Source organism: Mesorhizobium sp. 113-1-2 (assembly GCF_016756475.1).
Taxonomy (GTDB): Bacteria; Pseudomonadota; Alphaproteobacteria; order Rhizobiales; family Rhizobiaceae; genus Mesorhizobium; species Mesorhizobium loti_C.
Window position 1 is genome coordinate 337,148 of record NZ_AP023242.1, and the last position, 25,672, is coordinate 362,819.

General features: G+C 63.1%; 20 protein-coding genes. 11 read left to right on the forward strand and 9 right to left on the reverse strand.

What is annotated here, in order from left to right; all coding sequences use genetic code 11:
• Window positions 1-48: 48 nt before the first annotated feature.
• The 6 genes from JN279_RS01540 (at window position 49) to JN279_RS01565 (ending at window position 5,515) form a co-directional block, all read left to right on the forward strand.
• Window positions 49-846 (forward strand): transporter substrate-binding domain-containing protein, encoded by a 798-nt coding sequence (locus JN279_RS01540; RefSeq protein ID WP_096452924.1) that lies wholly within the window; start codon window positions 49-51, stop codon window positions 844-846.
• 200 nt (window positions 847-1,046) lie between these two features.
• The gene (locus tag JN279_RS01545) at window positions 1,047-1,712 is read left to right on the forward strand and encodes an ABC transporter permease (RefSeq protein ID WP_096452923.1); all 666 of its coding nucleotides are present in this window, start codon (window positions 1,047-1,049) and stop codon (window positions 1,710-1,712) included.
• The gene (locus tag JN279_RS01550) at window positions 1,712-2,521 is read left to right on the forward strand and encodes an ABC transporter permease (RefSeq protein WP_096458389.1); all 810 of its coding nucleotides are present in this window, start codon (window positions 1,712-1,714) and stop codon (window positions 2,519-2,521) included. Before JN279_RS01545 ends, JN279_RS01550 begins: the two co-directional genes overlap by 1 nt.
• A gap of 99 nt (window positions 2,522-2,620) precedes the next feature.
• Window positions 2,621-3,622 (forward strand): Ldh family oxidoreductase, encoded by a 1,002-nt coding sequence (locus JN279_RS01555; protein ID WP_096452922.1) that lies wholly within the window; start codon window positions 2,621-2,623, stop codon window positions 3,620-3,622.
• A 341-nt stretch (window positions 3,623-3,963) separates the two neighbouring features.
• Complete coding sequence (locus JN279_RS01560) at window positions 3,964-4,416, forward strand: DoxX family protein (protein ID WP_096452921.1); 453 nt, start codon at window positions 3,964-3,966, stop codon at window positions 4,414-4,416.
• 121 nt (window positions 4,417-4,537) lie between these two features.
• On the forward strand, window positions 4,538-5,515 hold the full coding sequence (locus JN279_RS01565; RefSeq protein ID WP_096458386.1) for a complex I NDUFA9 subunit family protein: 978 nt from the start codon (window positions 4,538-4,540) through the stop codon (window positions 5,513-5,515).
• Window positions 5,516-5,536: 21 nt separating this feature from the next.
• Here JN279_RS01565 and JN279_RS01570 read toward each other — a convergent pair whose 3' ends face one another.
• Complete coding sequence (locus JN279_RS01570) at window positions 5,537-6,910, reverse strand: cytochrome P450 (protein WP_096452920.1); 1,374 nt, start codon at window positions 6,908-6,910, stop codon at window positions 5,537-5,539.
• 200 nt (window positions 6,911-7,110) lie between these two features.
• On the opposite strand from JN279_RS01570, the gene JN279_RS01575 reads away from it, so the two are divergent.
• From JN279_RS01575 to gyrB, 4 genes are all read left to right on the forward strand, one after another.
• A complete protein-coding gene (locus tag JN279_RS01575) occupies window positions 7,111-7,680 on the forward strand; it encodes an NADPH-dependent FMN reductase (RefSeq protein ID WP_096452919.1) in 570 nt (189 codons plus the stop codon).
• Window positions 7,681-7,768: 88 nt separating this feature from the next.
• Window positions 7,769-10,402 (forward strand): caspase family protein, encoded by a 2,634-nt coding sequence (locus tag JN279_RS01580; protein ID WP_244734360.1) that lies wholly within the window; start codon window positions 7,769-7,771, stop codon window positions 10,400-10,402.
• Window positions 10,403-10,448: 46 nt separating this feature from the next.
• Window positions 10,449-13,115 (forward strand): caspase family protein, encoded by a 2,667-nt coding sequence (locus JN279_RS01585; protein WP_244734362.1) that lies wholly within the window; start codon window positions 10,449-10,451, stop codon window positions 13,113-13,115.
• A gap of 145 nt (window positions 13,116-13,260) precedes the next feature.
• A complete protein-coding gene (gene gyrB, locus JN279_RS01590) occupies window positions 13,261-15,732 on the forward strand; it encodes a DNA topoisomerase (ATP-hydrolyzing) subunit B (protein ID WP_096452918.1) in 2,472 nt (823 codons plus the stop codon).
• Window positions 15,733-15,811: 79 nt separating this feature from the next.
• Here the strand turns inward: gyrB and JN279_RS01595 are convergent, their stop codons facing one another.
• A complete protein-coding gene (locus JN279_RS01595; RefSeq protein ID WP_096452917.1) occupies window positions 15,812-16,960 on the reverse strand; it encodes an alpha/beta hydrolase family protein in 1,149 nt (382 codons plus the stop codon).
• A gap of 363 nt (window positions 16,961-17,323) precedes the next feature.
• Between JN279_RS01595 and JN279_RS01600 the strand changes: the two genes are divergently transcribed.
• Complete coding sequence (locus JN279_RS01600) at window positions 17,324-18,241, forward strand: hypothetical protein (protein WP_096452916.1); 918 nt, start codon at window positions 17,324-17,326, stop codon at window positions 18,239-18,241.
• An 86-nt stretch (window positions 18,242-18,327) separates the two neighbouring features.
• Here the strand turns inward: JN279_RS01600 and JN279_RS01605 are convergent, their stop codons facing one another.
• The 7 genes from JN279_RS01605 to JN279_RS01635 form a co-directional block, all read right to left on the reverse strand.
• On the reverse strand, window positions 18,328-19,725 hold the full coding sequence (locus tag JN279_RS01605; RefSeq protein ID WP_019862768.1) for an NAD(P)(+) transhydrogenase (Re/Si-specific) subunit beta: 1,398 nt from the start codon (window positions 19,723-19,725) through the stop codon (window positions 18,328-18,330).
• 6 nt (window positions 19,726-19,731) lie between these two features.
• The gene (locus JN279_RS01610) at window positions 19,732-20,157 is read right to left on the reverse strand and encodes an NAD(P) transhydrogenase subunit alpha (RefSeq protein ID WP_015314277.1); all 426 of its coding nucleotides are present in this window, start codon (window positions 20,155-20,157) and stop codon (window positions 19,732-19,734) included.
• The gene (locus tag JN279_RS01615) at window positions 20,157-21,443 is read right to left on the reverse strand and encodes a Re/Si-specific NAD(P)(+) transhydrogenase subunit alpha (protein WP_096452915.1); all 1,287 of its coding nucleotides are present in this window, start codon (window positions 21,441-21,443) and stop codon (window positions 20,157-20,159) included. The genes JN279_RS01610 and JN279_RS01615 overlap by 1 nt, the downstream gene beginning before the upstream one ends.
• 87 nt (window positions 21,444-21,530) lie before the next feature.
• Window positions 21,531-21,755 carry an aa3-type cytochrome c oxidase subunit IV gene (locus tag JN279_RS01620; protein WP_095200826.1) on the reverse strand — a complete coding sequence of 75 codons (225 nt, stop codon included), beginning with the start codon at window positions 21,753-21,755 and terminating at the stop codon, window positions 21,531-21,533.
• A gap of 164 nt (window positions 21,756-21,919) precedes the next feature.
• Window positions 21,920-22,069 carry a DUF3096 domain-containing protein gene (locus JN279_RS01625; RefSeq protein WP_019862764.1) on the reverse strand — a complete coding sequence of 50 codons (150 nt, stop codon included), beginning with the start codon at window positions 22,067-22,069 and terminating at the stop codon, window positions 21,920-21,922.
• Between the two features lie 121 nt (window positions 22,070-22,190).
• Window positions 22,191-22,958: an N-acyl amino acid synthase FeeM domain-containing protein gene (locus JN279_RS01630; RefSeq protein ID WP_244734364.1), complete on the reverse strand. Its 768-nt coding sequence runs from the start codon at window positions 22,956-22,958 to the stop codon at window positions 22,191-22,193.
• Window positions 22,959-23,286: 328 nt separating this feature from the next.
• Window positions 23,287-25,632: a putative bifunctional diguanylate cyclase/phosphodiesterase gene (locus tag JN279_RS01635; RefSeq protein ID WP_096452913.1), complete on the reverse strand. Its 2,346-nt coding sequence runs from the start codon at window positions 25,630-25,632 to the stop codon at window positions 23,287-23,289.
• Window positions 25,633-25,672 lie beyond the last annotated feature (40 nt).

The following is a 25,672-nucleotide window of genomic DNA, read 5'->3' on the forward strand; positions in this document are numbered from 1 at the left end:
GCCGGGACGGAAGAAAACCGGGAACGAACAACAAACTGGGAGTTTGAAATGAAGACTGTTCTGAAGACATTCGCCGCGGCACTGCTGCTCGGCGTTGCCGCCATGGGCGTGGCCAAGGCCGATCCGGTCAAGATCGGCGTCGCCGCCGAGCCCTATCCGCCCTTCACCTCGCCGGACGCTTCGGGCAAATGGGTCGGCTGGGAGATCGAGTTCATCGACGCCGTGTGCGCCGAGGAGAAACTCGACTGCGTCATCACGCCTGTCGCCTGGGACGGCATCATCCCGGCGCTGACCACCAAGAAGATCGACCTCATCGTCTCGTCGATGTCGATCACCGACGAACGCAAGAAGACGATCGACTTCTCGGACAAGTACTACAACACGCCGACGGCGATCATCGGACCGAAGGACCAGAAGTTCGGCGCCTCGCCTGACGACCTCAAGGGCAAGGTGCTCGGCGTCCAGGTGTCGACGGTACACGCCGTCTACGCCAAGAAGCATTTCGGCGCCACGGCGTCCGAAATCAAGGAATACCAGACCCAGGACGAGGCCAACCAGGATCTCGCTGCCGGCCGCCTCGACGCGGTGCAGGCCGATTCCATCGCGCTCGGGGAATTCCTCAAGTCAGACCAGGGCAAAGCCTGCTGCGACCTGAAGGGCATGGTGGCTCCGGATCTCGAGGTGCTCGGACCGGGCGTCGGCGCCGGCGTGCGCAAGGAAGACACCGAGCTGAAGGAAAAGATCAACGCCGGCATCAAGGCAATCCGCGCCAACGGCAAATATGACGCGATCTCGAAGAAGTACTTCGATTTCGACATCTACGGTGCCGACGCGCAGTCGAACTGACGACCCTTACGCCTGAGCGAAGGGCATGGCGCCGGCGGCGCCATGCCCACCTTCCCACGCATGCTTGCCGCTGACCGCTGCCGTCGGCGGATAGAGCCAGCAATTCGGGGGCAAAGCTGATCGACGCGTTTCTTCCGGCCTCGGCGGCCGGTATCATCGAACTCCTCTCGCCCGCGCCCGTCGGCTGGGGCGGCACACTCATGCTCGGGCTGCTGCATTCGCTGGAGATTGCCGTCGGCGCCACGATCGTCGGCCTGCTCATCGGGATCTGCGGTGCCTATGGCAAGCTTTACGGCGGACCGGTCGTGCGCGACCTGCTCGCGGTGTACACCACCGTGGTGCGCGCCGTGCCGGAACTGGTGCTGATCCTGCTGCTCTATTATGCCGGCACCGACCTGATAAACCAGGTGCTGACCGCGATCGGTTACCAGCGTGTCGATATTAGCGGGCTGGTGGCCGGCATAGCCGTGCTCGGCTTCTGCCAGGGCGCCTATTCGACGGAGGTCATGCGCGGCGCGATCCTGGCCATCCCGCAGGGCCAGATCGAAGCCGCCCGCGCCTTCGGCATGTCTCCCGGCCTTCTCCTGCGGCGCATCACGCTGCCGGCGATGCTGCCCTTTGCCATTCCAGGTCTCGCCAATCTGTGGCTGATCGCGACCAAGGACACCGCGCTTCTGGCCGTCGTCGGCTTCTTCGAACTGACACTGGCGACACGGCAGGCGGCAGGCGTCACCAAGGCCTATCTGATATTCTATCTCGCCGCCGGCGTGCTCTATCTCGCGGTGACACTGTTTTCGAACTTCCTGCTTGGCCGCGCCGAGAAATGGGCGCGGCGCGGCATGCCTTCGATCAAGGAGGCCCGCTGATGGCGGGCGAAGCAGCCATCATCAACACGGCGGCGCGCGCCTCGCTCTGGCTGCAGCCGCATCGCATCGTCCTCATCCTGATCGCGCTCGGGCTGGTGCTGTCGGCCGCCTTTTTCATGCGCTGGGACTGGCTGCCGCAATATTGGGAAATGGGCCTGATGGGCATCTGGCGCGCCCTGTGGATCCTGGCCGTCACCTGCGCGCTCGGCTTCCTGATCGCCGTGCCGGTCGGGCTGGCGCAGGCCGCCGGTTCGATCTGGGTTGCGGCACCGGCGAAAGTCTTCTGCACCATCATCCGCGGCACGCCGCTGCTGTTGCAATTATGGCTGCTCTATTACGGGCTGGGCTCGCTGTTCCCGCAATATCCGTGGATCCGCGACTCCTGGATGTGGCCCTATCTCAGACAGGCCTGGCCGTACGGCGTTCTGGCACTGACCCTGTCCTTCGCCGGTTACGAGGGCGAAGTGATGCGCGGCGCCTTTGCCGGCGTGCCCAAGGGACAGCTGGAAGCCGCCCGCGCCTTCGGCATGAGCCGCTGGAAGATCTTCCGGCGCATCTGGCTGCCGCAGGCCTTCTACCGCGCGCTGCCGACGCTGACCGGCGAGACCGTGCTGCAGTTGAAGTCGACGCCGCTGGTGGCGACGATCAGCGTCATCGATATCTTCGCCGTCGCTGGCAAGGTGCGGCAGGACACCTACCTCACCTACGAGCCCTTGCTGCTGCTGGCGTTGATCTATATGGCGATCACCGGCATTCTGGTCCTGGCCCTCAGCCGGATCGAGGCGCGGATTCCGGTCAAGGTCGGCTAGTGAACGGTGAATAGTAAGTGGTAAATGGTCGCAATTTTCGCGCCCTCGTCTAAGACGGCCATTCACTATTCACCATTCACTGTTCACCAAGGCGTCCAGATGCAACTCTCTCTCGACCAAGCGACAGGACTGTGCCGGATGGCAGCACTCGGCGCCGGCGCCAATGAGGAGGCGGCGCAGTCGCTCACCGCATCGATCATCGCCGCCGAGGCGGAAGGGCTTTCGAGCGTCGGCCTGTCGCATTTCATCGATTATCTCGAGGCGCTGGAGGCCGGGCGCATCGACGGCAATGCCGATCCGGTGATCACGAGGCCGGCCCTGGCGGTCTATCTCTCCGACGCACGCGGCGGGCTGGCGCATACCGGCTTCGACCGTACGATCGACGACCTTGCCAAGGCGGCAAGACTGTTCGGCGTCGCCATCTTCTCGCAGAAGAACGCCTATACGTGCGGCGCGCTCGGCTATTTCACCGGCAGGTTGGCAGCACAAGGGCTGGTGTCCTTCGCCGCGACCAACGGCCCGGCCGTGCTGGCCGGCTCGGGCTCGGTCAAGCCGGTCTACTGCACCAATCCGATGTCGTTTGCCGCTCCCGCCGCCGACGGCGCGCCGCTGGTCATCGACCAGTCGTCGAGCGCCACCGCCTTCGTCAACATCCGCAAGGCGGCCGAAGACGGCAAGAAAATCCCCGAAGGCTGGGCGCTGGATGCGAGCGGCAACCCGACCACCGACCCGGCGGCCGCCATGAAGGGCGCCATGTTGGCCTTTGGCGGCCAGCGCGGCGCCAACATCGCGCTGATGGTCGAAGTGCTGGCGGCCGGCCTGTCGGGCGCCAACTGGTCGCTCGACGCGCCATGGTTCAGCGGCGGGCCGGACAGCCCCGGAACCGGCCTGTTCGTGCTTGCCGTCGAGCCCAAGCTGCTCGATCCGGATTTCGAACAGCGGATGAAGGACCAGCTCGACCGCCTGCGCCGCCGCTATGGCGTGCATGTGCCGGGCCGAGCCCGGGCGGAAGCCGCCGAGAAGGCACAGGCGCGCGGCATCACCGCGCCCAAGGCGGTGGTGCAGCGCATTTCCGAATTCGCCGAGCGTTATTCTTCCTGAAGCAATCGAAGAATTTTTCCGCGCCTTGTGAACCTTCCCGCGCGTGCGCACGACCAATGGCTGTCCGGGTCGGGGTTGCCCGGTCGGTGTCTTCTGTCGGATGCGTCCAGGGCTGGGGCGGGCGTACTTGCTTCACGCCACGCTGAACCGTCTCAGGTCAGCCGCCTCGTTGGACCCTGGTTTCGACATGAACCTCACCCGGAAAACCCCGCTTCGGCGGGGTTTTCTGCGTTTCGTCCAACACATAATAAACATGATTATGGAAGTTAACTTTTGTTAACTTGACTTGACGGAGGCCATCGGGCGTTTGCGGGGGGACGTTCACACAGACAGGAGCTACGATGTCCGTAACCACCGACGCTTCCCGCGGCAGACTGATCATTCCCGCGCTTGGCCGCCTGTATTCGTCGCTGCATGACGCCGGCGAAACCGTGCTGCGCCTCGTCGCCGGCGCGTTCCTCACCATCCATGGCTCGCAAAAGATCACCAATCCTTTCGGTGCCGCCGAGATGGTCGAAGGCCTCGGCTTCTATCCGGGCGCCTTGTGGTCGTTGCTACTGGCCTGCACCGAGTTTTTCGGCGGCATTTTCATCGCCATCGGGTTTTTGACGCGCCCGGCCGCCTTTGCCGGCCTGTTCGTGCTGCTGGTGACGGTCTGGTTCCACTGGGTCACCATGGGCCAGGGTTTTTCGGGTGCCGAAAAGTCGCTTTTGTGGGCCGCGATCCTGCTCTTCTTCGTCATTCGCGGCGGCAACCGTCACTCGGTCGACGCCCGTATCGGCAAGGCGTTCTGAAGCGCTTTTGTCCTGACGCAGACAAGGGTGACGCGACGACGCGTCACCCTTTGCCTTTGGCGCAAAACCGACTATGAAACGGCTTCAGCCAAGCCATCTGGAACGTGCGCCGGAGCCAGCCATGACCGAAATCCTGCAGACCCCAAAGCTCGTCGTCGTCTTTGGCGGGTCTGGCTTTGTCGGCCGCCATGTCGTGCGCGCGCTGGCCAAGCGCGGCTACCGCATCCGGGTCGCCTGCCGGCGGCCCGACCTTGCCGGCCATCTGCAGCCGCTCGGCAATGTCGGCCAGATCCAGCCGGTGCAGGCCAATGTGCGCATGCGCTGGTCGGTCGACCGTGCCGTGCAAGGCGCTGACCATGTCGTCAACCTGGTTGCCATCCTGCATGAGACCGGCCGGCAGAAATTCTCCGCCGTGCACGAGTTCGGCTCCCGCGCCATCGCCGAAGCGGCGCGCTCCGTTGGTGCAGGGCTGACCCATATTTCCGCGCTTGGCGCCGACGCGGACTCCGAATCGGACTACGCCCGCACCAAGGCGCTTGGCGAGAAGGCCGTGCTGGAGACGATCGCCAACGCGGTGATCTTCCGGCCATCGATCATTTTCGGCCCGGAGGACAGTTTCTTTAACCGCTTCGCCAATATGGCGCGCTATTCGCCGGTGCTGCCGCTGATCGGCGGCGGCCAGACCAAATTCCAGCCGGTTTATGTCGGCGACGTCGCCGAGGCGGTGGCGCGCTCGGTCGACGGCAAGATCAATGGCGGCCAGATCTACGAACTCGGCGGCCCCAATGTGCTCACCTTCAAGGAGTGCATGGAAGAGCTGCTCACCGTGATCGAGCGCAAGCGCCTCTTGGTTCCGGTGCCGTGGTGGGTCGCCAACATCCAGGCCTCGATCCTCGGCCTGTTGCCCAATCCGCTGCTGACCAAGGATCAGGTGATGCAGCTGCGCGAGCACAACATCGTTTCTGAGGCCGCCGCCAAGGCCAACCGGACACTCGCCGGGCTCGGCATCCAGCCGCAATCGATCGCGACGATCCTGCCGAGCTACCTCTGGCGCTTCCGCGCCGCCGGCCAGTTCCAGCAGCGCAAACCCGTGGCATAATTTCCAGAAGAGGACTGCCCCTCAACGATGGCGGGGCGTGACTTGCATAGGCAGGCCGCCTTGCGGCTGCGTCGTCAATTTCTGCACCGGCCAAGGCTTGGTCTCGGCCGTGGTGTCGAAGCGGAAGCGCGACAACAGGATGGCGAGCGCGATGATCGCCTCCTGCATGGCGAAGCTGGCGCCGATGCAGACGCGCGGGCCGGCGCCAAACGGCAGATACTGGAAGCGGTCGATCTTTTCGCGGTTTCCCGGGTGGAACCGCTCGGGCAGGAAGGCATCGGGCCTGTCCCACAGCTTCCTGTGGCGGTGGACGACCCAGGGCATGACCAGCACGGCCGCGTGCTTGGGGATATAAAGATCCTTCCACATCTCCGGCACGATCGGCTCGCGGTTGATCGAGGGCGCCGGCGGATAGAGCCGAAGCGCCTCGTCGAAAGCAGCGCGAGTCAACGGCATCGCATCCAGCCATTTCGTCGGATCGGGCTCGCGCGCCAACACCTCGTCGATCTCCTGCTCGACGCGGTTGCGCTCCCACGGCGATTCGGCCAGGCAATAAAGCGTCCAGCCCAGCGCCCGCGCGGTGGTCTCATGGCCGGCGCCGATGAAGGTGATGATGTTGTCCTCGACTTCCGAGCGCGTCAGCCCGTCGGGGCCTTCGGCCTTCAGCAGCAGCGTGAGGAAGTCCTGCGGCACCGCATCGGGATCACGCTTGAAACGCTCCTCGCGCATCTTGACGGTGTCGGTGACGATCTTGCGGAAATAGGCCATGGTCTTGCGGCCACGGATGCGGGTGAGCCGCGGCAGCCAGTCGGGCGCACGCAGCAGATCGAGCGGATCGACACGGCCCATGGTCTCGAACAAGCGGTCGATCTCGTTGGCGAAACTGCCCGGCTCGCCCGCTATCTCGCCGGAGAACAGCGTCTCGGCAAGGATGTCGTAGGTGAGCAATGTCATGTCATGGGCGATGTCGGATGTGCCGCCCTGTTCGTACCGGGTGACGAACTCCTTGGTGCGTTTCAGCATCGGCTGGGCAAAGCCGAAGATATGGCGTGGCGTGAACACCGGCGCCATCGCCTTGCGCGACCGCTTCCACACCTCGCCCTCGGCGGTCAGCAGTCCATCGCGCAGGATCGGCCGCAGGATCTTCTGGCGCACCGTCGCCATCTTGTAGTTCTTGGCATTGTCGACCAGCACATGGCGAATGAGGCCGGGATCGTTGGCGATGACCAGATGCCCGCCAACACCATTCACCGATATCCAGGGCTCGTTGTAGGTCGGCTCGCCCCACAGTTCGAGCGGGTTGCGGTAGACGATGCGGATCATCTCCAGCGTCGAAGGCGGCGAGGTGCGCGGCTTCGGTGCGGGCGGGACAAAGGGGGCGGGCTGAGTGTCCATGAAGTGCTCCGCTGCTACCCTCAATGTAGTGGCTGGCGATCCGGGCGTCCATGTGACCGAACGGCAGGCAATTCACGGCACCAAGCAGATGGTCTGTTCATTCGATCGTGACCGCGCCACCAGGCGTCCCGCCTTGCCCGCCGGAACACACTGCCGTAGTGACAGTCACCAACAGATACCGCCTGACAAAGGAGCCTGCCTTGAAGCACCAGTTGAACATCATCATCGGCAGCACGCGGCCGGGCCGCGCCGGACCGGTTTTTGCCGAATGGCTGGAGACGTTCGCGCGCGAACACGGGAAATTCGAGCCGGTGCTGACCGACATTGCCGCGTTCCACCTGCCGGTGCTGGACGAGCCGCATCATCCAAGGCTTCGCAACTACCAGAACGATCACACCAAGGCCTGGTCGAAGGCGATAGACGCCGCCGACGCCTTCGTCTTCGTGGCGCCGGAGTATAATTATTTCGCAGCCCCGGCGATCGTCAACGCCGTCGACTACCTGCTGCGAGAATGGAAATACAAGCCCGCCGCCATCCTCAGCTATGGCGGCGTTTCCGGCGGCCTGCGCGCAGCGCAGGCGCTGAAGCCGCTGCTGGCCGCGGTGGGGATCATGCCGATCCCCGAGGGCGTCGCGCTGCCGATGTACCAGAAACTGCTCGACGAAAACGGCGCCTTCAGCGCCAGCGAACAGGTGGCGGGCGGCGCCAAGGCCATGCTGGACGAGTTGTTGCGCTGGAGCGAAGCATTGAAACCGCTGCGCGCTGGCTGAACGAGCCGGTTCTGACCAAATGCCCGGCTTGCTCGCGCCATAAAGAGGTGGAATTGTCAGCACGCGACTGAGCCGGGGGCGGTTCGATTTGCGTTTGCTGCTTGCCTTGCTGCTGATGATTGCGACCACCGCCACCGCGGCGGCGGAACGGCGTGTGGCACTGGTCATGGCGGAGGACGACTACCGGCTGGTGCGGCCGCTCGCCAATCCCATCCATGACGGCGAGGCGATGCAATCGGCGCTGAAGAAGCTCGGCTTCGAGGTGGTGCTCGAAACCGACCGTGATCTGCGGCGCATGCGGCGCGCGCTCGACGACTTTCGCGACGATGCCAAGGGCGCCGATGTGGCGCTCGTCTATTTTTCCGGCCATGGCGTCGAGATATCGGGCGACAACCGGCTGTTGCCGGTCGATGCCGACGCCTCCTCGCTCGATCAACTGGACAAGACAAGCCTGCCGCTGGAAGAAGTGCGCGCTGCAGTCGCCGCCACCGCCAAGGTCGGGTTGATCGTGCTCGACGCCTGCCGCAGCGATCCGTTCTCGGGTAGCGGTGGCGAAGGGCGCGGCGCGACGTCACTGGCAAAGGATGTCGCCGACAAGGTCAAGCCGGGCCTTGGCCGCGTCGGCCGGGCGGAAAACATCCTGTTCGCCTTCTCGGCCGCACCCGGCGAAACGGCGGCCGACGGCACCGGCCAGAACTCACCCTTCACAACGGCGCTGACCAAATATCTCGGCACGGACGGGCTCGAAATCCGCTCGGTGCTGACCTTGGTGCAGCAGGAGGTCTATGACCTCTCGCGCGGCAAGCAGCTACCCTATGTCGAAAGCGGCCTGCCGAAACTGTTCTTCGCCGCCGCCGCCAAGGAACAATTGCCGGAGCGCGAACGGCTGCTGCTGGCCATGGCGGATGTGACGCCGGAAATGCGCGGCGAGGTCGAGCAAATCGCCAGCGATGCCGACATGCCGCTGGCGCCGCTCTATGGCGCGCTGCTGTCGAAAAATCTTGCTGCGCTCGGTCCCGAGCAGCGCTCGGCCAAGCTCAGGGAAGCCGCGGATGCCTTCGTCAAGGTGCAACGGGAAATGACCACGCTGGCCTCTGGCGATCCCGAGGTGACGCAGTTGCGGCAGGATGCGGAACGGCAGCTTTCGCTGGGCGCTTTCGATGCCGCTCGCGCCAAGCTCGCCGAGGCCGCCGGCATCGACAGGAATTCGCGCCAGCGGCTCAAGGCCAATTATGTCGAACGCACGCTTTCGGAAGCGGCAACCCATTCGCTGGAGGGCGGCGCGGCAAGCGCTTTGCTCAGATATCAATTGGCCGCCGATGGCTATGAGAAGGCGACAGCGCTTTATCGCGAGGTCAATGGCGAGGACATTCCGGCGGACGACCGACTGCAGCAGCTTCTCACGCTTGCCCGGCTCGGCGATGTCTACACGACGCTGGGCAGGCTGGATGACGCCGCCAGGATCTACAAGGAATGGAATGAAGGATCGACAAGGCGCTCTGGCACCGATCCGAACAACGTTTTCTGGCAGCGGGATGTTTCGCTCAGTCTGGACAAGATGGGCGATACCGCCGTCGCCCAAGGTAAGCTCGCCGACGGCCTGGCCGATTACCAGGCATCGGCGGATATCGCCGAGAAGGTGGCTGCCGCGGCCCCGACCGAACTCGAATGGCAGAGCGATCTTTCCTTTGCCTACGACCGGATCGGCTACGTCATGCGCTCGCAGGGCAATCTCAAGGACGCGATGCCCTATTACCAGAAGGCGCTGGAGATTTCCAAACGGGTGGTCGGACTTGACCCCGACAACATCAACTGGCAGCGCCGGCTGGGCGTGGCCCACGACTCGATCGGCGACGTGCTGATCATGGAGGGCGACTACAACCGGGCGCTCGACGCCTTCAGTTCGGGCTTTGCCATATGGCGCAAGCTGACGGAGCTGGACCCCGCCAATCTCTCCTGGCAGCGCGATCTCTGCGTCTCCTACACCAAGATCGGCGACAGCTTGCAGATCTTGGGCGAGTACAAGAACGCCATCGTTTCCTATCAGGCCGGCCTGAGCCTGAGTTCGGCCCTTGCCAGCGCCGATCCGGAAAATCTCGAGGGCCAGCGGGATATCGCGATCCTTCATGACAGCATCGGCGACGCGCAGCTGATGCTGCAGGCAAATGCAGAGGCTCTGACCGCGTTCAACGAGGCCAATCACATCTGGGAATCGCTGGTCAAGACCGACCAGAGCAACACACGATGGCTGCGTGATCTCGAAATCAACTACAGCAAGCTGGGCGACGCCCATCTGGCGAATGGCGAGCCGGGAGCGGCGCTGACCGCCTACAAATCAGCACTCGACGCATCTCTCGCCCTGACTGGAAACGACGCCAGCAACAGCCTCTGGCAACGCGATCTGGCGATCAATTGCGGCAAGATCGGCGATCTCCTGGCAAGATCGGGCAACAAGGATCTCGCCACCCAATTCTACCGGCAGTCGCTCGATATCTCCGAGCGCTTCTCTGCGATCGATCCGGACAATTCGATGTGGCTGCGCGATATGGTCATCGGCCATTTCAAAATGGCCGAGATGGGTCTCGATGTCCGTTCGAATTTGACGGCGGCCCTCAAAATCGCCTCCGACATGCAGCAGGCCGGAATCCTCTCGCCCGCGGACGCCTGGATTCCCGATGAACTGCGCAAGCGGCTCAAGCAGCTCGACGCCCCGGCCAAATGAAAGAGCCGGTTTTCGGCCCGGCTTGCTCGCGCCATAAAGAGATGGAATGGTTGGCAAAGGACTGAGCCGGGGGCGGTTCGACTTGCGCTTGCTGTTTGCCTTGCTGCTGATGATTGCGACCACCGCCACCGCGGCGGCGGAACGGCGTGTGGCACTGGTCATGGCGGAGGACGACTACCGGCTGGTGCGGCCGCTCGCCAATCCCATCCATGACGGCGAGGCGATGCAATCGGCGCTGAAGAAGCTCGGCTTCGAGGTGGTGCTCGAAACCGACCGTGATCTGCGGCGCATGCGGCGCGCGCTCGACGACTTTCGCGAGGATGCCAAGGGCGCCGATGTCGCCCTGGTCTATTTCTCCGGCCATGGCGTCGAGATCTCGGGCGACAACCGGCTGCTGCCGGTCGATGCCGACGCCTCCTCGCTCGATCAACTGGACAAGACAAGCCTGCCGCTGGAAGAAGTGCGCGCTGCAGTCGCCGCCACCGCCAAGGTCGGGTTGATCGTGCTCGACGCCTGCCGCAGCGATCCGTTCTCGGGTAGCGGTGGCGAAGGGCGCGGCGCGACGTCACTGGCAAAGGATGTCGCCGACAAGGTCAAGCCGGGCCTTGGCCGCGTCGGCCGGGCGGAAAACATCCTGTTCGCCTTCTCGGCCGCACCCGGCGAAACGGCGGCCGACGGCACCGGCCAGAACTCACCCTTCACAACGGCGCTGACCAAATATCTCGGCACGGACGGGCTCGAAATCCGCTCGGTGCTGACCTTGGTGCAGCAGGAGGTCTATGACCTCTCGCGCGGCAAGCAGCTGCCCTATGTCGAAAGCGGCCTGCCGAAACTGTTCTTCGCCGCTGCCGCCAAGGAACAATTGCCGGAGCGCGAACGGCTGCTGCTGGCCATGGCCGATGTGACGCCGGAAATGCGCGGCGAGGTCGAGCAGATCGCCAGCGATGCCGACATGCCGCTGGCGCCGCTCTATGGCGCGCTGATCAGCGCCGACACCAGCCATCTCTCGGCCGACAGCCTGAATGCCCGGCTGCGCGAGGCCGCCGACGCCTTCGTCAAGGTGCGCAGCGAAATGAAGACGCTCGCCTCCGACGACCCCCAGGTGACGGAACTGCGCCGGCAGGCCGAAGAGCAGCTTTCGCTCGGAGTCTTCGACGGTGCCCGCGCCCTGCTCGCCAAGGCCGCCGACATCGACAATGTTTCGCGTCAGGCGTTGAAGGTCAATTTCGTCAGCCGCACCCTGTCCGAGGCCGCGACGCGCTTCCTCTCCGGTGGCGCGGCACGCGCCGACCTCGACTACACCACGGCCATCAGTGACTATGAATCGGTGCTGGCACTGTATGGCGAGGCCGGGCAGACCTCACTCAATCTGGAGCAGGCCGACCGCCAGAGCCGCACGCTGGAGGAACTCGGTATTCTCTATACGACGGTGGGCAATGTCGAGGCGGCCGGCCGCGCCTTCACCGCACTGTTGGCCAATCTCGAGCAGCGGTCGCGTCAGGAAACCGACCCCAGCGTGAAGCGCGATCTCGCCATCGCCCATATCAAGCTCGCCAACACTGAGATGGCGCAAGGCGACCTGCCAACCTCCCTGGAAAACTATGAGGCGGCCAGGGACATGTTGCGGAACCTGACCGCAAGCGTGCCGGACAAGAAAGACTGGCTCGGTGATCTTGCCATGGCCAATGACAAGATCGGCAACGTGCTGGCGACGCAAGGCGATGTGGGTGCGGCGGCCCAGGCCTATCAGCAAAGCCTGTCGATCAAGCAGCGTTTGGCCGATGCCGAGCCGAACAGCGCCTATCTGCTGCGCGACCTGACCATAACCTATGACGAAATCGGCGACCTTGCCCGGACCGCCGGACAGCTGGACGGCGCCCAGACGGCCTTTGAAGAGAGCCTGAGAATTCGCCTCGTGCTGGCCGAGAACAAGCCCGATGACCCTGAGCGCCAGCGCGCTGTTTCCGTCAGCCACGACAGGATCGGTGACCTGCTGCGCCAGCGCGGCGACGCCGCCGCTGCGCTCGTGGCCTACACCAAGAGCCAGGCGATCGCCGAGGAAATGGTGCGCCGTGACCCTAACGATACCGACCTGAAGCGCGACCTGTCGATCAGTTACGCCAAGATCGGCAACGCGCTCAACGACCAGGAGAACTGGCCGGCAGCGCTGGCTTCCTATCAGCAAGCGCTGGCCGTCGCGCGTGACCTTGCGGCTGATGATCCCGGCAACACCGAATGGCAGCGCGACCTGTCGGTCTGTCTGGAAAAGGTTGCCGGTGTGCTTGATGCCCAGGGCGATGTCAGCGGCGCACTGCAAAACTATCAGGACAGTCTTGCCATTGCCGACCGGCTGGCGAAGCTCGACCCGGCCAATTCCGACTGGCAACGCGACCTGTCGATCACGCTGTCGGAAATCGGCATGCTGGAGACCAAGCAGCGCCACTTCGAGGGCTCCAAAAAGGCCTTCGAAGCCAGCCTCGGCATCCGCCAGAAACTCGCCCAGTCCGATCCGAACAATGCGATCTGGCAATTCGATCTGGTGCAGGCCTACATCAACTATGCCTATGTGGCGAAGGATCCGAAGGCGGTGCTGACCAAGGCGCTGAACCTGACGCTGGAGCTCGACCGCACGGGCCGGCTGGCGCCCCGGGACAAGCCCACGATCAAATATTTACGCAATCTTCTCGCCAAATTCGGTGTCCGAAAAAAATAGCCGGCTGCCAGCCCGGGATTCGGTCCGGAAATACCCGCAAACCTTGGAAAAACCGCCTTTAGCGCCTATATCTAGCACATATCAGACGCGCGATTCGGGGCCGATTTTTCGCGCTGTAAAAGCGGCATCTAGACAATAGGTTTTCATGAGCGACCAGACCGAGAGCACCAACGGCGCCGAAGCCGAATACGGCGCCGATTCCATCAAGGTTTTGAAGGGGTTGGACGCCGTCCGCAAACGCCCTGGCATGTATATCGGCGACACCGACGACGGTTCCGGCCTACATCACATGGTCTATGAGGTGGTCGACAACGCCATCGACGAGGCCTTGGCCGGCCACGCCGATCTCGTCACCGTGACGCTCAACCCCGATGGATCGGTGACGGTGATCGACAATGGCCGTGGCATTCCGACCGATATCCACACCGGCGAAGGCATTTCCGCGGCCGAAGTGATCATGACGCAGCTGCATGCCGGCGGCAAATTCGACCAGAACTCCTACAAGGTGTCGGGCGGCCTGCATGGCGTCGGCGTCTCGGTGGTCAACGCCCTTTCGGCCTGGCTGAAACTGAAGATTCGCCGCAACGGTCAGATCTTCGAGATGAGCTTCACGCATGGCAATGCCGATGCGCCATTGAAGGCGACAGGCAGCTACGAGCAGGACAAGCAGCCGGGCACCTATGAGGGCCGTAGCGGCAGCCAGATCACCTTCTTTCCGTCGGCCGAGACCTTCACCATGGTCGAGTTCGACTTCGGCACGCTGGAGCACCGGCTGCGCGAGCTCGCCTTCCTCAATTCGGGCGTCCGCATCATTCTGACCGACGCTCGCCACGCCGACATCGTGCGGCATGAACTGCACTATGATGGCGGCCTCGAAGAATTCGTCAAATATCTCGACCGGGTCAAGAAACCGCTGATCGAGAAGCCGATCGCCATCAAGGCCGAGCGCGACGGCATCACCGTCGAAGTGGCGATGTGGTGGAACGACAGCTACCACGAGAACGTGCTGGCCTTCACCAACAACATCCCGCAGCGCGATGGCGGCACCCATCTGGCCGGCTTCCGTGGTGCGTTGACGCGCCAGATCACCGGCTATGGCGAATCCTCGGGCCTGACCAAGAAGGAAAAGGTCTCGCTGATCGGCGACGATTGCCGCGAAGGCTTGACGGCCGTGCTGTCGGTCAAGGTTCCCGACCCGAAATTCTCCTCGCAGACCAAGGATAAGCTGGTTTCGTCGGAAGTCCGTCCCGTGGTCGAGGGGCTGGTCAACGAGGCGCTCGGCACCTGGCTGGAAGAGCATCCGACCGAGGGCAAGGTTGTCATAGACAAGGTGATCCAGGCCGCGGCGGCGCGCGAAGCCGCGCGCAAGGCGCGCGACATCACCCGCAAGAGCTCGCTCGGCGTCACCTCGCTCCCCGGTAAGCTGGCCGACTGCCAGGAACGCGACCCGGCGAAATCCGAAATCTTCATCGTCGAGGGTGACTCGGCCGGCGGCTCGGCCAAGGGCGGCCGTTCGCGCCAGAACCAGGCGATCCTTCCCTTGCGCGGCAAGATCCTCAATGTCGAGCGGGCGCGTTTCGACCGCATGCTCGGCTCCGACATGATCGGCACGCTGATCACCGCGCTCGGCACCTCGATCGGCAAGGACGAGTTCAACGCCGACAAGCTGCGCTATCACAAGATCATCCTGATGACCGACGCCGACGTCGACGGCGCCCATATCAGAACCCTGCTGCTCACCTTCTTCTTCCGGCAAATGCCGGAACTGATCGAGCGCGGCCATCTCTACATCGCCCAGCCGCCGCTCTATAAGGTGACGCGCGGCAAGAGCTCGCAATACATCAAGAATGAAAGCGCCTTCGAGGAGTTCCTGATCGAGTCCGGGCTGGAGGAAGCTTCGCTTACGATGGGTTCGGGCGAAGTGCGGACCGGGCAGGATTTGCGCGGTGCGGTTGACGATGCGCTGGCTGTGCGCCAGCTCATCAATGGCCTGCACACACGCTACAACAGAGGCGTGGTCGAACAAGCCGCAATCGCCGGTGGGCTCAACCCCGAGGTCTTCGGCGATCTTGGCCGCGCCAACGCCATGGCGGAACGCATTGCACAACGCCTCGACATCATCGCCGAGGACACCGAGCGTGGTTGGACCGGCCGCATGTCGACCTCGAATGACGGCAGCGGCGGCTATGTCTTCGAGCGCACGGTGCGCAGCGTCAAGGAATACGCCCATCTCGACATGGGGCTGATCAATTCGGCCGATGCCCGCCAGCTCGACCGCTACGCACAGCGCCTCAGCGAGGTCTACGGGACGCCGCCGGTGCTGCGCCGCAAGGATGTGTCCGAAACCGTCTCGGGCCCGCTGGCGCTGCTCAACGCCGTCTTTGCGACCGGCCGCAAGGGCCTGACCATGCAGCGCTACAAGGGTCTCGGCGAGATGAATGCCGAGCAGCTGTGGGAAACCACGCTCGACCCGAATGTGCGGTCGCTGCTGCAGGTCAAGGTGAACGATGCGACCGATGCCGACTCGCTTTTCTCGCGGCTGATGGGCGACGAGGTCGAGCCACGGCGCGAATTCATCCAGGACAATGCGCTGTCGGTCGCCAATCTGGATATTTGATGCTTGTCGCCCAAGACTGCGCAGCGGTTTTGGGCGAACAACATGCGCAAGAGCTTAGAGCGCGGCGGCTGAATCCGCTTCAATGCGACGGGCTTTGAGACTGTAGCGATGCGCTGAAGAAGTCTGCCAGGGCGGCGTTCAGACGTTGATGGAACGCGGCCCGGTCGAAGCCGGGTGCGTCAACGCAAGCCATGGGCGCAATGGCGCGCAGGCGAGTGCTGCAAGGCGGCAGGAACGCATAGTGGCCTGCCAGGGGCTCGACATGATACTCCGGCGGTCGAGGCAGCGCCGAGCGCACGGGCTCCTCGTACCAGGGGTCGGGTTGATGCCGGTCGTTGGCGGCCCGCCACAGGAGCACCGGGATCTGAACCGAAGCGAGGCCGGCGCGGTCAAAGGTGAAGCCGAACGCGGGCGCGGCGGCTGCGATGGCGCGGATCCGCCGATCAGGCTTCCACGCATCCGGAGGTGGCTGGGCCGCTTGCGCAACGGAATGGACCCCCGCTTTCGCCAGCGTCGTGCAAAGATCATGCTGGGGATTTGCCGCACAGTATGGGTCGATCCTGCCGAGATCAGGTATTCCGCCCGCTTCGACGAGCACGGTGAAGCCGCCATTCGAGAATCCGAAGGCACCGATGCGCTGCGGATCGATGTCTGCATGTCCCTGCCAGTCCGTCAGCATGAAATCGATCAGCCGGCTCAGTTGGGCGGGTCGGCGCCATAGCATCAGCACCTTGCTCTGGTCGTCGAAAGTGTCACCGGCATGGCTGACCGCGGCGACAACGAAGCCGGCTCTCGCCAAGGCGATCGCCGTATCATAATGACCGGCATAGGATCCGCCGCCGCCATGCGAAATCACGATAAGCGGCAGCGCATGGCCTTTTACAAGACCGGAAGGCGCGACGTGTTGCTTGAAGTTTTCCAGCGGCACATCGCGCGGCTCGGCTGAGGTCGGGTACCAGATACCGGCAGCTAGCGGCGGCTCGTCGCCATCGGGAACACGAACGACTTCAAAGCCCACGGCAGAAAGATGCGCGGTGTCCTCGGCAGCCGAACTGGCCGATGTCGTGCCAGTCGGTGTACCGGCTGCAACTGCCGGGGTCGCGCCCCAGGTGAACAGACCAGAGAGCAAGACCAGGCCGGCGAAAATTGCTGGGCGCTGCCCGCGGACAGGCGCCCAAATCCGCTGGGCTTTTGCTTTTTGCTTCTCCTGGAATTTCCTTGGAGTCATTTGTCTTCCTGCTCGGCAAGGCAATTCGTAGGGCTAATGGGTCGGATCCAGCGAGATTTATGAGTCGCAAGGCAGGGACGACGCCCGGATTTCCGCTTTTGCCCGGCTCGACCAATGGGTCAAATCACAACAACATGATCGCTTGAGACATGGGCGCCAAGCGGCGCTCCGAATTGTTCCGTCGCCGGCAAACAAATCATTTTATAGCCTGCCGGAACGGAAGTCCTGTCGGGACATTGTGACAACATCGATCATAATTTCTCACAGGAGGCCCTCATGGGACGTGGCATTTTGCTCTGGTTGCTCGGTATTCCGATCCCGATCATCATCCTCATCATGCTGTTCGTACGGTAGGGGGCGTTCATGCAGCCCACCGTATCGGCTATCGACCTATCCGCTTCAGAAGAATCCTCCGCAACAGCTGTCAGCTGGGGACCGATCATTGCCGGCGCTTTCGCGGCTTCGACGCTGACCTTCATCCTCATGTTGCTCGGCTCCGGGCTTGGGCTCAGCATGGTTTCGCCATGGTCGGGCTCCGGCGCGTCGATCACCACCTTCGCCGTGTCGACCGCGATCTGGCTGGTCGTCGTGCAATGGCTGTCCTCCGGCGTCGGCGGCTACCTTGCCGGACGCCTGCGCACCAAATGGGTCGGCATCCACACTGACGAAGTGTATTTCCGCGACACTGCCCATGGCTTCCTTGCCTGGGCGTTGGCAACGCTGCTTGTCGTCGGCGTCCTCGGCTCGGCGTTGTCCGCAGCCTTGGGCTCAGGTGTACAGGCTGTCTCAACCGTAGCATCCGGCGCCGCCATGGGTGCATCGGCTGGTGTCTCGGCCAAGACCGGCAGCGCATCGGCCGACAATGCAACCGCCTATCTGGTGGATTCGCTGTTCCGTCCGGCCGATCCGGCCAAGCTTGCGGCTGCCGATTCGGACAGCGATGCTGCTGCAGTCGGAGAGGCCTCGCGCATCCTGATCGCCAGTGCGGCGGCGGGCGAGATTTCAGCCGACGACAGGACGTACCTGTCGCAACTGGTTGCCGCCCGCACTGGGCTGTCCGAGGCTGATGCCAAGGCGCGTGTCGATGCCTTGGTTGCCAAGGTCGAGGACGCCAAGGTCAAGGCCAAGCAGGCCGCCGACACAGCTCGGAAAGGCAGTGCGACGTTTGCCCTGCTCGGCGCTTTGTCGCTGGTCATCGGCGCCTTTATCGCCAGTGCTGCGGCCGCTCTCGGCGGCAGGCAGCGCGACGAAGAGGAAGCGGTTTTCCTGACCAGCCGCTAAACGCTCAGACACCTTGCCAAAAAAGAAAGAGCCCGGTTTTCGAGACCGGGCTCTTTGCTATTCGGATATCGAGACTATCAGCTGGATCAGTGATCCATGGCCTTGACGATCTCTTCCGTCATCTTCTTGGCGTCGCCGAGCAGCATCATGGTGCCGTCCTTGTAGAACAGCGTGTTGTCGATGCCCGCATAGCCGGAGCCGAGCGAGCGCTTGACGAACAGGCAGGTGCGCGCCTTGTCGACGTCGAGGATCGGCATGCCGTAGATCGGCGACGACTTGTCGTCGCGGGCCGAAGGATTGGTAACGTCGTTGGCGCCGATGACATAGGCGACGTCGGCCTGCGCGAACTCGGAATTGATGTCCTCGAGCTCGAACACTTCGTCATAGGGCACATTGGCTTCGGCCAAGAGCACGTTCATGTGACCAGGCATGCGGCCGGCGACCGGGTGGATGGCGTATTTCACGTCGACGCCATTGGCCTTGAGCTTGTCGGCCATTTCGCGCAAAGCGTGCTGCGCCTGGGCGACGGCCATGCCGTAGCCCGGCACGATGATGACTTTTTGGGCGTTCATCATCAGATAGGCGGCATCGTCGGCCGAGCCCTGCTTGACCGTGCGCTCGATGCCGTCGTCGGCCGCTGCAGCGGTCTCGCCGCCGAAGCCGCCGAGGATGACCGAGATGAAGCTGCGGTTCATGCCCTTGCACATGATGTAGGACAGGATCGCGCCGGACGAGCCGACCAGCGCGCCGGTGATGATCAGCGCCAGATTGCCGAGCGTGAAGCCAAGCGCCGCGGCGGCCCAGCCCGAGTAGGAATTCAGCATCGAGACGACGACCGGCATGTCGGCGCCGCCGATCGGGATGATCAGGAGAATACCGAGCACCAGCGAGGCGGCGACGATCAGCCAGAACACCAGTTTTGACTCGGTGGTGACGAGCAGGATGATCAACACGATGAGCGCGACGCCGAGGGCCGCGTTGATGAAGTGGCGGCCCCCGATCATGATCGGCTTGCCGGACATGCGGCCATCGAGTTTCAGGAAGGCGATGACCGAGCCCGTGAAGGTGATGGCGCCGATGGCGACGCCAAGGCTCATCTCGATCAGCGCCTGGGCATGGATATCGCCCGCCGTGCCGATGCCAAAACTTTCCGGCGCATAGATGGCAGCGGCCGCCACCATGACGGCGGCAAGGCCGACCAGCGAGTGGAAGGCGGCGACCAACTGCGGCATCGAAGTCATGGCGATGCGGCGCGCGGTGACGGCGCCGACGCCGCCGCCAATGGCGAGGCCAAGCACGATCAGGCCGAAGCGGCCGGCCGACGGGGTTGCCAGCGCCAGCGTGGTGGCAATGGCGATACCCATGCCGATCATGCCATAGAGATTGCCCTGGCGGCTGGTGGTCGGATGCGACAGGCCGCGCAGCGCCATGATGAACAGGACGCCGGAGACGAGATAGAGGAAGGACGCAAAGTTGGCGTTCATGGCGCTCTACTTGTCCTTCTTCTTGTACATGGCCAGCATGCGCTGGGTGACCAGGAAGCCGCCGAAGATGTTGACCGAGACCAGCATCAGCGCGACGAAGCCGAAGCCGGCGGCAACACCGGAAGCCGCGATGCCGACAGCCAGCAGCGCACCGACGACGATGACCGAGGAGATGGCGTTGGTGACGGCCATCAGCGGCGTGTGCAGCGCTGGGGTCACCGACCAGACGACATAGTAGCCGACGAAGATCGCGAGGATGAAGATGGCGAAGCGGAAGACGAAGGGATCGATGGCACCGCCGGACAGAGCATGCGCGGCATCACCCGCCGCCTCGGCACCGCCTGGAGCATTGGCCAGGTTCTGCACCGCGAGCCTGACGGCAGCGCTTGCCTGGTCGAGCTGGTCGAGGGCTTTCTGCAGGGTCTGATCCATCACGCTGTGCCTTTCGACTTGGGCGACTTGGACGAGGGCGACTGGGATGCGGCCGTTTTCTTTGTCGCGGCTTTCTTTGCAGCAGCCGGCTCAGCCGAGGCCACCATGGTCGTGGCCGGGATCGCGGCCGGCTCGACATGAGGCTGCTGGTCGGCCTTGGCGAAGGCCGGATGCACCACCTTGCCGCCGTCGGTCAGCATCGTCGCCTTGACCAGATCGTCGTCGCGGTTGATGGCGAACGTCTTGGTCGTCTTGTCGACCAGCGTCTCGAGGAAAGCGAACAGGTTCTTGGCATAGAGCAGCGAGGCGGAGGCGGCGACACGGCCCGGCACATTGAGATGGCCGACAATCTTCACATTGTTGGCCGTGGTGACGACCTTGCCTGGCTCAGCGCCCTCGACATTGCCGCCGCGTTCGACGGCGAGGTCGACGAGCACAGAACCCGGCTTCATCGAAGCGACCATCGCCGCCGATACCAGCTTCGGCGCCGGCCGGCCGGGAATCAGCGCCGTGGTGATGACGATGTCCTGCTTGGCGATATGCTCGGCGGTGAGTGCCGCCTGCTTGGCCTGGTATTCCTTCGACATTTCCTTGGCGTAGCCGCCGGCGGTCTCGGCGGCCTTGAACTCGTCGTCCTCGACGGCGAGGAATTTCGCGCCGAGCGAGGCGACCTGTTCCTTGGCGGCGGGGCGCACGTCGGTAGCGGTGACGACCGCACCAAGGCGGCGCGCCGTGGCGATCGCCTGCAGGCCGGCCACGCCGACGCCCATGATGAAGACCTTTGCCGCCGGCACCGTGCCCGCCGCCGTCATCATCATCGGCAGTGCGCGATCATATTCCGAGGCGCCGTCGATGACTGCCTGATAGCCGGCAAGGTTGGCCTGCGAGGACAAAACGTCCATCGATTGCGCGCGGGTGATGCGCGGCATGAATTCCATCGAGAAGGCGGTGACACCGGCCTTGGCCAGGGCCGCGACCGCGGCATCATTGCCGTAGGGATCCATGATGGCGATCACCGCTGCGCCGGCTTTGTAGCCTTTCAGCTCGGCTTCCGTCGGCCGGCGCACCTTCAGCACGACATCGGCCTTGGCGACAGCGTCAGCCTTGCCGATGACAGCACCGGCCTTGGCGAACTCTTCGTCGGGGATACGCGACCTTGTGCCGGCGCCGGTTTCGACGATCACATCGAAGCCCAGCCCCGCCAGCCGCTTGACCGTATCGGGCGAGGCCGCGACACGCGGCTCGTTCGCATCAAGCTCACGAGGGATGAAAACCGTCTGTCCCACCGCATGATCCTTTCGGCTGGAACCTGTTTGCGCAAAGTGTCGGCCGGAATATCCGGCGACGTCAATGGCAACGGGGTTTTGGAAGGTCTATCGCAGAATGAAGGCGCCGACGGCCATGATCAGGATGAACAGGATGGTCGCCGAGAAGAAACCGGCCGCGAAGAAGCCGAAAGCCATCGCGATGAGCAACGCGCCGCAGAAAAGCGATCCGTATTTGGCCAGCGCGAGAAAGCCCGCATAGGTGCGGTCATGTTCCGCATAGTCCATCTTCGCGCCCAGTTCGACAGGACCGGTCGGCGAGTGATCAGCCATAGGAATACCCCTTCGAAGACATCTTTCAGGCACATAGCGAAAAGCCGGGCCGAGAGCAATGGCGCTATTGCCGCATTGGGGCGGACAACTGCCTCAAGGGAAAATTGAAACTGCCGGCCGTCCCTGTGAGGGACGGCTTTTTGCGCCAGGCTTGCCCCGCGGCCTCAGCCGGCGAGGTGCGGGAAAAGGCCGAGCAGTCCAACGACGATCAGATAGAGCGCGACGATGTAGTTCAGCAGCCGTGGCATGATGAGGATCAGCACGCCGGCGATCAGCGAGATAAGCGGCGTGAGCGCGAGCTGGGAAATGTGCATGTCGGGGTCCTTCGCGGCAGATCGGTTGGCATGATGACGAGACGGAACGGCGGCACGCCGCCGTCATCAGAACGCGGATCTGGCCGGAAAGCTCCCGAGGCTCATCAAAAATCGCGCAGTCTCAGGCGGCGGCGCGATAATATTTCGCTGTCGGCACGACGGACAAGGGTGTCAGCCGGTTGATGGCCGGATTGGCGAACATCAGCCGCTGCTCGGTCGGCGTCGACCTGAAGAATGGGAACCGTTCGAGCGTCATGCGCATATTTTCGCCGGCAGGGATTTCGAACAGGGCGATCCGGGTAAGAACGCCTGGAAATTCCTTAGCCTCGGTCCGCTGTACGGCATTGAAATAACGCGAATAAAAATTGGAATGCTCAACCTTGACCGGCGTCAGCACCGAGTCCTGCCCAAAATAGAGCGAGGCCACCATGGCAAGCCTGAGGGTCAGGAACGGCAGCACTCCGGGCGCCGGCGCGCTATCGGGATCGGTTGCAAACCGGGTTCCGTCGATAAAGGTTTCTCCGCGGGCAAGTCGCTCGAGCAGTATTTCCGGATAGGCATCGACGGACGGCGAATTCGGGTGCTCCCGAGAAATGTAGTGGAAGCGGATCGTGCTGACCAACTCGCCATAGAAATAGACACCGAACCGGTAGGAATTGGGCAGATTGTCCCAGCGATCCTCGAACATCCCGCTGGCGATTGGGCCGCACATGCCTGAGCGCAGATAGGATTTATAGCGAAGCCGGTAAATCGCCTCTAAATCCTCACCTCCGGTAATGAGGCGATAGTCGACATGCTCCAGCAGTTGCATCATCGATCGGTTCAGCACCGAATCTCCGGCTGCCCTGACCACGCCAGACGCATTCCTTGCAGCCGTTGCAGCATCCATCATCTGTCCTCGAAATTCCGCCTATGAATAGGCTATTCGAGCTGAAATGAGACACAAGCTGAAACTTAGATAGCGCCGGTTTACCTTCTGTTAACCTTAACAGCCAGGCGTCCGGTTGAGACCGTGGCGCTTGCGTTCGGCAATTGCCGAACGCGTCGTAACAAATTGTTTTTGCTTTATATATTGGAAAGACTGACCATCAATGACGCCGCCTGTCGGGCTTGGCCTCACGGCCGACCCGTTCCCGGTCATTAATGCAGCGTTGTGCATCGCCTGCGCATGGAACGCCCGACAAAGCGGCGGAACCACCATCCAGCGACCTTCGAAATCACGACAACTGACTGGCTGTCCGTTTGCCGGAAATGGCTGTCCGTTTGCCGGTGAGACGCAGCTCCGCGGCGAATGGCCAGGTGACATTCGACATCGTCTCGATACCCGACGCACTCAGCGCGGCACCGAAGAGGAAGCCTTGCACGAGATCCGGCTTGACCTGCAAAGCCAGGATCTTGAGCTGTTCGAAGGTCTCGACGCCTTCCACAGTCACCGAAAGCCCGAGTGGCCGCGACAGGCTGACAATGCCCTTGAGCAGTTCCAGCGAACGATTGTTCTGGGTGACGTCCATCAGGAACGAACGGTCGATCTTGATCTTGTCGAGCGGCAGCTTGTGGAGGTAGCTCAAGCTCGAATAGCCGGTGCCGAAATCGTCGAGCGCGATGCGCACGCCGAGCTGTTTCAGTTCCTCGATATACTGGCGCGTCAGCGACTTGTCGTCGAGCAGCGCCGTTTCGGTGACCTCGATCTCCAGCCGGCCGGCGGCGAGGCCGGAATTCGCCAAGGCATCGCGAACCTTTTGGATGACGTCGCGGTTGCGGAAATCCTTGGCCGAGAGGTTGACCGAGACGCTGGTCTGATCAGGCCATTTGGCGCATTCCGTGCAGGCTGCCTGCAGCACGAACGTGCTGATCTCGGAAATGATGCCCATTTCCTCGGCCAGCGGAATGAAAATGCTGGGCGAAATCGGCCCGAGATCGGGGTGATCCCAGCGGCACAACGCCTCGCAGCTGGCAATGCGCATGGTGTTCATCGCCACGATCGGCTGATAGACCACGCGCAATTCCTTGCTTTCCACCGCGCTGCGCAGATCCGCTTTCATCAGCTGGCGATTGCGGAACGCGGCGTCCATCGCGGCCTCGAACAGCCGCCAGCCGTTCTTGCCGAGCTCCTTGGCCTTGTAGAGCGCCAGATCCGCCTTGACGATCATAGCGTCGACGTCGCTGTCCTTGACCCGCGACAGCACGGCGCCGCCGCTGGCCTGGATGCGCAGCCCATGGCCGGCGACGTCCACCTCGCCCTGCAGCCCGGCGAAGATCTCATCGATCTGCGTCGTCAGATGGCTCTCGTCCTCGATGCGGTCGAAGAAGACCATGAATTCGTCGCCGCCGAAACGGCTGACGGTGATGCCTTGCCCTGCAACGGCGGCAAGACGCTCGGCGACCGCGTAGATCAACCCGTCGCCGATCGGATGGCCGAGCGTGTCGTTGACGCTCTTGAAATCGTCGAGGTCGAGCACGGCCAGACCGCAGAAACGGTCGCGGTCGCCTGACGCCATCGCCTCGCCGACCAGCTCGTGGAAATAGGCGCGATTGGGCAGGCCGGTGAGATTGTCATAGCGCGCCATGAAGCGGATCTTGTCTTCCGCCTCGACACGCGCCGTCACGTCCTCGAAGGTGATGACACCGAGTTCCTGGCTGCCTTCGCGGGCCGAGAATTCGTAGTGCTGGCCATTGGCGAGGGAAACGAGCACCTTGCGGTCGCGGCCCTCGCGCAGGGCACGCGTCAGTTGGGCCTCGATATAGCGGCAGTCCTTCGGCGCCAGCATGCCGCCGGCAACGCCGCGCATCAGCAGACCATGGATCGACCGCCCAAGCAGCGCATTCGCGGACTTGAGCGACATCAGATGGGCCGCCTCGGCATTGGCCACCGCCACACGGCCGTTGGGGCCGAGCATGACGAGGCCGTGCGACATGGTGTTGAGGGCGCGATCGAACCTGTGCGCGAGCTTCCTCGCTTCCTTGTGGCCGATGACCGCCGAGAAAAGCACGTTACGGACGTGGTCGGCGCTGTTGATCGTGATGAACGTCAACGGGATGATCATCAAGCCCAGAACGACCGAGGGGATATCCATGCGCAGCAAGAGTGCAAGTGCCGCCGGGCCAATGAAGGTCACGGAAAAAATCCGCACCATCAGCGGAGAGCCATAGTTGCGGCCAACAACCGTCACCAGGGTTGCGATGGCCAGCGACGTCGCGGCCAGTTCGGCAAACGGATCGGGATATACATAGATCGATATGAAACACAGCGCGCCCAAGCCGAGGCCCTGCAGGCTGCCTTTGAGGATATAGGTGCGCTCCCACCGCCGCGCCTCTTCGACATTGGCGATTACCCCGCCCGCCTTCCGGAAGCCGCGAATGCCGGAGTAGCGGAAAAGGCTGATGGACAGCAAACCAAAAGAAAAACCCAGAAACAAAGGGTTGTGCGTACGCAAATAGATCATGAATCCGAGGATCCAGTAGCATACGCCGCCGATCACCAGCATGTGGGCGTTGTCGAACAACGACCGCACAAACTGGATATAAACATCCGCGGGGATGTTTTCGGTTTTTGGTCTGCCCATATTGTCGGCCCAACGCTAAGCCTTGTCATGTCACACCCGC

Coding starts and splice junctions, on each gene's coding strand:
- JN279_RS01625 (WP_019862764.1), bottom strand. CDS start 22,069: ATGCACATTTCCCAGCTCGCGCTCACGCCGCTTATCTCGCTGATCGCC.
- JN279_RS01635 (WP_096452913.1), bottom strand. CDS start 25,632: ATGGGCAGACCAAAAACCGAAAACATCCCCGCGGATGTTTATATCCAG.
- JN279_RS01555 (WP_096452922.1), top strand. CDS start 2,621: ATGCAACTCTCTCTCGACCAAGCGACAGGACTGTGCCGGATGGCAGCA.
- JN279_RS01610 (WP_015314277.1), bottom strand. CDS start 20,157: ATGGATCAGACCCTGCAGAAAGCCCTCGACCAGCTCGACCAGGCAAGC.
- JN279_RS01540 (WP_096452924.1), top strand. CDS start 49: ATGAAGACTGTTCTGAAGACATTCGCCGCGGCACTGCTGCTCGGCGTT.
- JN279_RS01630 (WP_244734364.1), bottom strand. CDS start 22,958: ATGGATGCTGCAACGGCTGCAAGGAATGCGTCTGGCGTGGTCAGGGCA.
- JN279_RS01620 (WP_095200826.1), bottom strand. CDS start 21,755: ATGGCTGATCACTCGCCGACCGGTCCTGTCGAACTGGGCGCGAAGATG.
- JN279_RS01545 (WP_096452923.1), top strand. CDS start 1,047: ATGCTCGGGCTGCTGCATTCGCTGGAGATTGCCGTCGGCGCCACGATC.
- JN279_RS01605 (WP_019862768.1), bottom strand. CDS start 19,725: ATGAACGCCAACTTTGCGTCCTTCCTCTATCTCGTCTCCGGCGTCCTG.
- JN279_RS01585 (WP_244734362.1), top strand. CDS start 10,449: ATGGTTGGCAAAGGACTGAGCCGGGGGCGGTTCGACTTGCGCTTGCTG.
- gyrB (WP_096452918.1), top strand. CDS start 13,261: ATGAGCGACCAGACCGAGAGCACCAACGGCGCCGAAGCCGAATACGGC.
- JN279_RS01565 (WP_096458386.1), top strand. CDS start 4,538: ATGACCGAAATCCTGCAGACCCCAAAGCTCGTCGTCGTCTTTGGCGGG.
- JN279_RS01560 (WP_096452921.1), top strand. CDS start 3,964: ATGTCCGTAACCACCGACGCTTCCCGCGGCAGACTGATCATTCCCGCG.
- JN279_RS01550 (WP_096458389.1), top strand. CDS start 1,712: ATGGCGGGCGAAGCAGCCATCATCAACACGGCGGCGCGCGCCTCGCTC.
- JN279_RS01595 (WP_096452917.1), bottom strand. CDS start 16,960: ATGACTCCAAGGAAATTCCAGGAGAAGCAAAAAGCAAAAGCCCAGCGG.
- JN279_RS01570 (WP_096452920.1), bottom strand. CDS start 6,910: ATGGACACTCAGCCCGCCCCCTTTGTCCCGCCCGCACCGAAGCCGCGC.
- JN279_RS01600 (WP_096452916.1), top strand. CDS start 17,324: ATGCAGCCCACCGTATCGGCTATCGACCTATCCGCTTCAGAAGAATCC.